Annotated in this window: 9 protein-coding genes; 4 read left to right on the top strand and 5 right to left on the bottom strand. The window is 74.5% G+C overall.

What is annotated here, in order from left to right:
• The 4 genes from PKY62_RS10860 to PKY62_RS10845 form a co-directional block, all read left to right on the top strand.
• A partial coding sequence (locus PKY62_RS10860; protein ID WP_324536836.1) for a carbohydrate ABC transporter permease occupies positions 1–771 on the top strand: 771 nt, incomplete at its 5' end.
• A gap of 122 nt (positions 772–893) precedes the next feature.
• Positions 894–3,266: a beta-xylosidase/alpha-l-arabinosidase gene (locus PKY62_RS10855; RefSeq protein ID WP_324536838.1), complete on the top strand. Its 2,373-nt coding sequence runs from the start codon at positions 894–896 to the stop codon at positions 3,264–3,266.
• A 10-nt stretch (positions 3,267–3,276) separates the two neighbouring features.
• Positions 3,277–4,281: a LacI family DNA-binding transcriptional regulator gene (locus PKY62_RS10850; protein WP_324536834.1), complete on the top strand. Its 1,005-nt coding sequence runs from the start codon at positions 3,277–3,279 to the stop codon at positions 4,279–4,281.
• Positions 4,282–4,315: 34 nt separating this feature from the next.
• Entirely contained in the window at positions 4,316–5,290 is a 975-nt protein-coding gene (locus PKY62_RS10845) for an acetylxylan esterase (RefSeq protein ID WP_324536832.1), read from the top strand.
• Between the two features lie 81 nt (positions 5,291–5,371).
• Here the strand turns inward: PKY62_RS10845 and PKY62_RS10840 are convergent, their stop codons facing one another.
• From PKY62_RS10840 to gatB, 5 genes are all read right to left on the bottom strand, one after another.
• Positions 5,372–6,307 (bottom strand): 2-hydroxyacid dehydrogenase, encoded by a 936-nt coding sequence (locus PKY62_RS10840; RefSeq protein WP_324536830.1) that lies wholly within the window; start codon positions 6,305–6,307, stop codon positions 5,372–5,374.
• Between the two features lie 28 nt (positions 6,308–6,335).
• On the bottom strand, positions 6,336–6,638 hold the full coding sequence (locus PKY62_RS10835; protein WP_324536828.1) for a DUF202 domain-containing protein: 303 nt from the start codon (positions 6,636–6,638) through the stop codon (positions 6,336–6,338).
• On the bottom strand, positions 6,635–6,970 hold the full coding sequence (locus PKY62_RS10830; RefSeq protein WP_324536826.1) for a YidH family protein: 336 nt from the start codon (positions 6,968–6,970) through the stop codon (positions 6,635–6,637). Before PKY62_RS10830 ends, PKY62_RS10835 begins: the two co-directional genes overlap by 4 nt.
• A 46-nt stretch (positions 6,971–7,016) precedes the next feature.
• Complete coding sequence (locus PKY62_RS10825; protein WP_324536824.1) at positions 7,017–7,616, bottom strand: GNAT family N-acetyltransferase; 600 nt, start codon at positions 7,614–7,616, stop codon at positions 7,017–7,019.
• Between the two features lie 4 nt (positions 7,617–7,620).
• Positions 7,621–8,663 (bottom strand): Asp-tRNA(Asn)/Glu-tRNA(Gln) amidotransferase subunit GatB (gatB, locus tag PKY62_RS10820; RefSeq protein WP_324536822.1); only part of this gene is annotated, 1,043 nt, incomplete at its 5' end.

Below are 8,663 nucleotides of genomic sequence, written 5' to 3'. Positions count from 1 at the left end.
GTCGCGATGACTCTCGGCCCGGTGCTCTACGGCGTGCTCAGCGGGTTCCGCACCAATGCGCAGCTGGCCGAGTCCCCCGCCGGCATGCCGGGCCCGTGGGTGCTCACCAACTACCAGGGCGTGCTGACCAGCGGAGCCTTCTGGCAGTACGCGATGAACTCGACGGTCATCGCCCTCATCACGTCCACGATCGTCGTGGTCTTCGGCCTCATGGCGGCCTACCCGCTGGCGCGCTACCACTTCCGGTGGCGCGAGCCGCTCTACCTGATCTTCGTCATGGGCCTGCTGTTCCCCGCGACCGTGGCGATCATCCCGTTGTTCATCCTCATCTCGAAGGACCTCGGGCTCGGCAACACCTGGCTGGGGGTCGCGCTGCCGCAGGCAGCGTTCGCCCTGCCGACCACGGTGATCATCCTGCGGCCGTTCCTGCAGGCGCTCCCCGTGGAGCTGGAGGAGGCCGCCATGCTCGACGGCGCCTCCCGGCTCGGCTTCTTCTGGCGGATCCTCGTCCCGCTCTCCGGGCCGGGCGTGGTCACCGTCGGCGTGCTCGCGTTCGTCGGGTCATGGAACGCCTACCTGCTCCCCCTGCTGCTGCTGCAGGGCGAGATGAAGACGTTGCCGCTCGGCGTCGCCGACTTCTCCTCGGAGCACTCGGCCGACACCGCCGGCGTGTTCGCGTTCACCACGCTCGCGATGATCCCGGCGCTGATCTTCTTCCTCGCGATGCAGAAGCGGATCGTCAACGGGCTGCAGGGCGCGGTCAAGGGGTAGCCGGCACGAGCGCCCACCACCCCCGCAGCGCGCATGCCGCGCGCACGACGCCCCAGGGCTCGGACGACCGAAGGAACGCACAGGTGCCAACTCTCCCCCACCGCGACATCCCGCTCCCCGCGATGCCGCACGTCTCGCAGCGCGTCCGCGAGCTGCACGCGCGGATGACGCTGCCAGAGAAGCTCGCGCAGATCGTCGGCTACTGGGTCGACGAGGGCGGCGAGGTGGTCGCGCCCATGCAGGGCGAGATGGCTCGCGCCTCGCTCCTCGAGGACTTCACCCGCGACGGGGTCGGTCACCTGACGCGCGTCTACGGCACCCGGCCGGTCGACCCGGTCGAGCGCGCGGCCTGGCTGTGGGCCGAGCAGCGGCGGCTGCGCACGCAGACGCGGCTCGGCATCCCCGCGCTGGTGCACGAGGAGTGCCTCACGGGCCTGGCCGCGTGGAAGGCCGCGACCTTCCCGACCCCGCTGGCGTGGGGCGCGTCCTTCGACCCGGCGCTCGTCGCGGAGATGGGCGGCCTCATCGGCGGGTCCATGCGCGAGCTCGGCATCCACCAGGGCCTTGCGCCCGTGCTCGACGTCATCCGTGACCCGCGCTGGGGACGGGTCGACGAGTGCATCGGCGAGGACCCCTACCTCGTCGGCGTGGTCGGCACGGCGTACGTCACGGGCCTGCAGGGTGCCGGGGTGCACGCAACGCTCAAGCACTTCGTGGGGTACTCCGCGTCGCAGGCCGGCCGCAACCACGCACCCGTGCACGCGGGACCCCGTGAGCTGGCCGACGTGCTGCTGCCGCCGTTCGAGATGGCGGTGCTCGACGGTGGCGCGCGGTCCGTGATGAACGCGTACACCGAGATCGACGGCGTGCCGATGGCCGCCGACCCGACGTACCTCACCACGCTGCTGCGCGAGCGATGGGGGTTCGACGGCGTCGTCGTCGCCGACTACTTCGCCGTGGCCTTCCTGCACGTCATGCACGCGGTCGCCCGCGACAAGGGCGAGGCGGCAGCGCAGGCGCTCGCGGCGGGCATCGACGTCGAGCTGCCCACCGGGGACGCGTTCCTCGAGCCGCTCGCGGCCCGGGTCGCCGCCGGGCTCGTCGACGAGCGCCTCGTCGACCGCGCCGTGCTGCGCGCGCTCGCGCAGAAGGAGGAGCTCGGGCTGCTCGACGAGACCTTCGCGGGCGAGCCGCCGACCACGGTGGACCTGGACTCCCCCGCGCACCGCGACGTCGCGCGCCGCCTGGCCGAGGAGTCGGTCGTCCTGCTCGCGAACGACGGCGTGCTCCCGCTGCTCGGGGCGGGCCGCGGCGCGCCGGCCCGGGTCGCGGTCGTGGGGCCCAACGCGGACAGCACCGCGGCGCTCATGGGCTGCTACTCGTTCGCCAACCACGTGCTCGCCCACCACCCGCAGGTGCCGCTCGGCTTCGCCGTGCCGACGGTCGCGGCCGGGCTGGCGGCGGAGCTCGCTGGCTCCGGCGCGCAGATCGTGACCGCGCGCGGCTGCGACGTCGAGGGCGAGGACCGGTCCGGCCTTGCGGAAGCCGTCGAGGTGACGCGGGGCGCCGACGTCGCCGTCGTCGTCGTCGGGGACCGGGCGGGGCTGTTCGGCCGCGGGACCGTCGGCGAGGGCAACGACGCCGAGCACCTCGAGCTGCCGGGCGTCCAGCGCGAGCTCGTCGAGGCCATGGTCGCCACCGGCACACCCGTGGTGCTCGTGCTCGTCACCGGCCGGCCGTACGCGATCGGCTGGACCACGGCCCCGGGCCGCGGTCCGGCCGCCGTGCTCCAGGCCTTCTTCCCCGGGGAGGAGGGCGGCACGGCCGTCGCCGGTGTGCTGAGCGGCCGGGTCAACCCGTCGGGGCACCTGCCGGTGAGCATGCCCCGCTCGGCCGGTGCCCAGCCGTACTCGTACCTCCAGCCGATCCTCGGGGGGCCGTCGGAGGTGACGAGCACCGACCCGACGCCGGTGTACCCCTTCGGCCACGGCCTGTCGTACACGGAGTTCGAGCACACCGACCTCGTGGTCGACGCCGAGGTCCCCGCCGGTGGCTCGCTGACCGCCTCCGTGACGGTCACCAACACGGGTGACCGTGCCGGCGAGGACGTCGTGCAGCTCTACGCCCGCGACGTCTGGGCCTCGGTCACCCGGCCGGTGGCTCAGCTGCTCGGCTTCCACCGCGTGGCACTCGACCCCGGGGAGCGGGTTCGCGTGCGCTTCGACGTGCCGACCACGCGCCTGGCGTTCTCCGACCGCACGCTCACGCGCGTGGTCGAGCCCGGAACGGTCGAGCTCTGGGTCGGCCCGTCGTGCGCCGAGCGTGCGACCGCCGCGACCACGGAGCTCGTCGGCCCCGTCCACGAGGTGACGCTCGCGGACGCCCGCGTGGTGCGCAGCGCGGTCGTCGATCGTCAGGTCGCCGACGGTCCGCTCCGCACCGGGTCCGGCGACACGACGGCCGTCAACGATATCGTCACCGTTCTCGCGCCCTAGGGTGAGCCCCGTGGACCAGTCGAGTCGCGTCACCATCACCGATGTCGCCCGCACCGCCGGCGTGTCGGTGGCGACCGTCTCCAAGGTCATCAACGAGCGGTACGGTGTCGCTGCGTCGACGTCGGCGCGCGTGCAGAAGGTCATCGACGAGCTGGGCTACGAGTCGAGCCTCGTCGCGCGGAGCCTGCGCAGCCACCGGACCAACGTCATCGGCATCCTCGTGGCCGAGTTCGAGCCGTTCTCGACCGAGATCCTCAAGGGCGTCTCTGCGGCGATCGCCGGCACCGGCTACGAGCTGCTGGCCTACTCCGGCGGCGGGCGCGCCGGCTCCGAGGTCGGCTGGGAGAAGCGGTACCTGTCGCGGCTCAGCGGCACCCTCATCGACGGCGCCCTGCTCGTCACCCCGACGGTGGTGGACGTGCGGGGCATCGTCCCGGTGGTCGCGATCGACCCGCACACCGGCCCCTCCGGCCTGCCGACGGTCGACTCGGACAACCTCACCGGCGGGATCCTGGCCACCGAGCACCTCCTGGGCCTCGGGCACCGCCGGATCGCGTTCCTCGGCGGACGCGCGGACCTGGAGTCGGCCCGGCTGCGCGAGCAGGGCTACCGCGTCGCGCTCGAGCGGGCCGGCGTGCCGTTCGACCCGGCCCTCGTGGCCAACGGCGGGTACCGGCGCGAGACGGCGCGTGAGCCCGCGACCGCCCTGCTCTCCGCCGCGGACCGCCCGACGGCGGTCTTCGCGGCCAACGACCTCTCGGCGCTGGGCGTCATGGACGCCGCGGCGGACCTCGGGCTCACCATCCCGGGCGACCTGTCCCTCGTCGGCTTCGACAACGTGCCGGAGTCGGCCCTGACCACCCCGCCGCTGACCACGGTGAACCAGCCCATCCAACGCATGGGCTCCGAGGCGATCGGGCTGCTCACACGTCTGCTCGACGGGCAGACCGTCGAGCAGACGCACGTGCGCCTGCCCACGTCGCTCGTCGAGCGCGGCTCGACGCGCGCGCTGTGAGCGCCTCGGTGCAGCACCCGACGGCGGGCCACCGGTGCTGACCGACCTGCCCGAGCCTGCCCTGTGGCAGCACAGGTCCGCGCTGGTCGAACCGGCGGACTTCGACGAGTTCTGGGCCGCCACGCTGACGCAGGCCCGGCGGCACGATGCCGCACCGGTCGCCACGCCCGTCGCGGGCCCGCTGCGCACCGTCGAGGTGCACGACGTGACCTTCCCCGGCTTCGGCGGCGACCCCGTGCGGGCGTGGCTGCGTCGCCCGGCCGGCACCACCGACCGCCTGCCGACCGTCGTGCAGTACGTCGGCTACGGCGGCGGGCGCGGCAGCTACCTCGACGGGCTCCTGTGGGCCAGCGCGGGGTACGCGCACCTCCAGATGGACTCGCGCGGCCAGGGCTCGGGCTGGAGCACCGGGCACACGCCCGACCCGTGGGGCGCCGGGCCCCAGTTCCCCGGCGTGATGACCCGCGGCATCGAGGACCCCCAGACCTACTACTACCGCCGGCTGCTGACCGACGGCGTCCGCGCCGTCGACGCCGCGCGCCGGCTGCCGGGCGTCGACCCGGACCGCATCGCCGTCGTCGGTCACAGCCAGGGCGGCGCGATCGCCCTGGCCGCCGCGGCGCTGGCCGACGGCGTCGCAGCGGTCGGCGCGCACGCGCCCTTCCTGTGCGACATCCCCCGCGCGATCCTCGTCACGGACGCGGCGCCGTTCAGCGAGGTCGTCGCGTACCTCGCCGTGCACCGCGGGGCAGAGGAGCGCGTGCTGCGCACCCTCGGCTACGTCGACGGCGTCGCGTTCGCCCGGCGCGCCCTCGCGCCCGCGCGGTTCTCCGTCGCGCTCATGGACGCCATCGTGCCGCCGTCGACCGTCGTCGCGGCGCACGCCGCCTACGCCGGCCCGGCCGAGCTGCGCGTCTGGCGCTACAACGGCCACGAGGCGGGCGGGATCGAGGACGACGCCGAGACGCTCGCACTCCTCGACCGCGTGCTGGGCCGCGACGCCGGCTGAACCGGTCTCGACGCTCGCGGGCGCGCGGCGGGGCGCGGGTCGGACCGGCCCGGCCCGCGCGGGTGAGCGGGCCAGAGGACCTCAGGTCCGCGCGACGACGTTCAGCGGCTCGAGCCCGGCGTGCAGCGCGGCCACCTGCCGGCGTAGCAGGTCGGCGAACCGCGGCCCGGTGGCGTTCGTGTACCCGCCGACGTGCGGCGTCAGCACGAGGTGGGGCGCGTCCCACAGCGGGTGGTCGGCCGGCAGCGGCTCGGGGTCGGTGACGTCCAGCGCGGCCCGCAGCCGTCCCGAGGAGAGCTCGGCGAGCAGGGCGTCGGTGTCGACGACCTTGCCGCGCGCGACGTTGACGAGCAGCGCCCCGTCCGGCAGCGACGCGAGGAACGCGGCGTCGACGAGGTGGTGGGTCGCCTCCGTGAGCGGCACGATGACGATCACCGCGTCGACGCCCGGCAGCAGGCCGCCGAGCTCGTCGATCCCGTGCACGCTGCGACCGTCCTGCTCGCGCGCCCTGCTGGCGACCGCGACCACGTCGACCTCGAAGGCCTCGAGCCGCCGGACGATCGCCCGTCCCACCGAGCCGTGGCCGAGCACCAGGACCCGGCGGTCTGCCAGCGAGGAGCGGAAGACCGGCGCCCACCGGTGCGCGTCCTGGTCGCGGACTGCCTGGTCGATCCCCCGCTGGGACGCGAGCGTGAGGGCGACGGCGAGCTCCGCGGTCCCGGCGTCGTGCACGCCGCGGCCGTTGCACAGGGTCACGCCCGGGGGCAGGTACGGCACGGCGTGCTCGTAGCCCGCGCTCGGCAGCTGGACGACGCGCAGGTTCGGCAGGTCGCCCAGCAGCAGCAGCCGCTCGGGCCGGGTCATGTAGTGCGGCACGACGACGACGTCGACCGACGCCGGGTCGACCTCGGTGAGCGGACCGCGCAGGTCCCAGCGGACCACCCGGACGTCGTCCGGCAGCGGCGTGGCGACGAGCGTCTCGAGCTGGTCGTCGTGGCCGACGGTGAGGGTGAGCACCCGATCATCCTGTCAGGCACCCGGCAGGTCAGCGCACCGCTGCCCAGGCGGAGGCCCCGGCACCGACCACCGCGAGCACCACGGTGCTGCATACGACGGCCACGACCTCGGCTGCGGGGTCGGAGCGGTGCGACCAGTGCTCGCGGACCAGCACCACGAGCGCCGGGACGACGCCGAGCACGGCGAGCGCCGCGACGAGCCCGAGGGCCACCGGCGGGATCCCGAGCCGCACCCAGAGCAGCACCACCAGGACGCCGAGGCCGGTCGAGGCCAGCGCCGTGCGCCGCCAGGCCAACGCGGTGCGCTCGGCGGCGGCCGCGGGGGGTGTCACCACAGCTGGCCCAGCGCGAAGCCGCCGAGCACGGCCGCGAGCAGCACCACGGCGCCGACGAGCACGGGCAGCAGGTGCGGCGGGGGGATCACCTCGCCCGTGCGCATCGCGCGCTCGGTGGCGCGCCACCCGCGCAGGGCGCCGACGGCCACGACGGCGCCGAGCAGGCAGGACACGGCCGCGACGACGTCGAGGAGGGGACCGAACCCGGCGAGCTGGGCCAACGACGTGAGTGCGACCCCGCCGGCCACCAGGGCCAGGCCGGTGCGGACCCACGCCAGCGCGGTCCGCTCGTTCGCCATGCTGAACCGGGGATCGGGCTCGGACCCCACCCCGTAGACGCTCCGCGGTCGCCGCTCGTCGCTCACCGCCGGTCGCTCACTGCCCTCGCCGGGCCGGCGCCGTGCTCCCCGCCGGCGCGCCCGTGCGGGCGGGCCGCTCGTCGTCCTCGAGCAGGGCCATGAGGAGGGTGTCGCACCAGTAGTCGCCGTCGCGGTGGCTCTCGCGCAGTCGGCCCTCCTCGACGAAGCCGAGGCTCGCGTACAGCGCGCGGGCGCGCGGGTTGATGCTCAGCACGTCGAGCGACACGCGGTGCAGGCCCAGCCCGGCCGGCTGCTCGGCGAACGCATGGTCGAGCACCAGCTCGATCGCCTCCCCGCCGAACCCGCGGCCGCGCTGCCCCGGCCGCAGCGCCAGGCGCAGGTTCGCGCTACGGGAGAGCGTGTCCATCCCGTTGAGCACGATCTCGCCGAGGTACTCGTCGGAGCCGTGCGTGATCGCCCAGTCGTGCCGGCCGTCCCGCTCGGCGACCTCGGCGCACCACACGTCGATCTCCTCGCGCGTGAAGCTGGCCGTCGTCCCGGTCATGCGCATGCCCTCCGGGTCCGCGGAGACCATCTCCCACATCCCGTCGGCGTCCTGCGGCGCGACCGGGCGCAGCGTGACCATCTCGCCGCACAGGGTCGGCGTGCTCGTCATCGGCTCAGCCCTGCGCGACGCGCTCGAGGACGAGCTGGCGCACCCGTGCGGCATCGGCCTGGCCACGAGTGGCCTTCATGACCGCGCCGATGATGGAGCCCACCGGGCCGAGGTTGCCGTCGCGCACCTTCGCGGCGATGTCGGGCTGGGCCGCAAGGGCCTCGTCGATCGCGGCGAGCAGCGGACCGTCGTCGGAGACGACCTCCAGGCCGCGCGCGACGAGCACCTCCTCGGGCGAGCCCTCCCCCGCGAGCACGCCGGAGAGCACCTGACGGGCCAGCTTGTCCGTGATCCGGCCGGCGTCGACCAGCCGCTGCAGCTCGCCCACCTGGGCCGGCGTGACGGGCAGGTCGGCCAGCTCGATGCCGTCGTTCTTCGCGGTGCGCGCGAGCTCACCCATCCACCACTTGCGCGCCGCGGACGGGTCGGCCCCCGCCTCGACGGTCGCCTCGATGATCTCGACGGCGCCGGCATTGACGACATCGCGCATCTCGGCGTCGGCGTAGCCCCAGACGCCCTGCAGCCGACGACGGCGGGCCACGGGTGCCTCGGGCAGCGAGGCCCGGATCGCCTCGACCCAGTCGCGGCTCGGCGCGACAGGCACGAGGTCGGGCTCGGGGAAGTACCGGTAGTCCTCGGCGTCGGACTTGATCCGGCCCGCCGTGGTGGTCCCGGTGTCCTCGTGCCAGTGCCGGGTCTCCTGGACGATCGTGCCGCCGGCGTCGAGGATGCCCGCCTGGCGCGAGATCTCGAAGCGCACCGCGCGCTCGACCGAGCGGAACGAGTTGACGTTCTTGGTCTCGGTGCGGGTGCCCAGCGGCGAGTCCGGCGTGGGACGCAGCGACAGGTTGACGTCCGCCCGGACGTTGCCGCGCTCCATCTTCGCCTCGGAGACGCCGAGCCCGCGGAAGATGTCCCGCAGGGTCTGGACGTAGGCGCGGGCCACCTCGGGCGCGCGCTCGCCCGTCCCGGTGATCGGCTTGGTGACGATCTCCACGAGCGGGATGCCGGCGCGGTTGTAGTCGACCAGCGAGTACTCCGCGCCGT

It is taken from the genome of Actinotalea sp. (genome assembly GCF_035443605.1).
Taxonomy (GTDB): Bacteria; Actinomycetota; Actinomycetes; order Actinomycetales; family Cellulomonadaceae; genus Actinotalea.
Note: the sequence above shows the minus strand (reverse complement) of the source record. Positions and strands in the feature narration are given on the sequence as shown.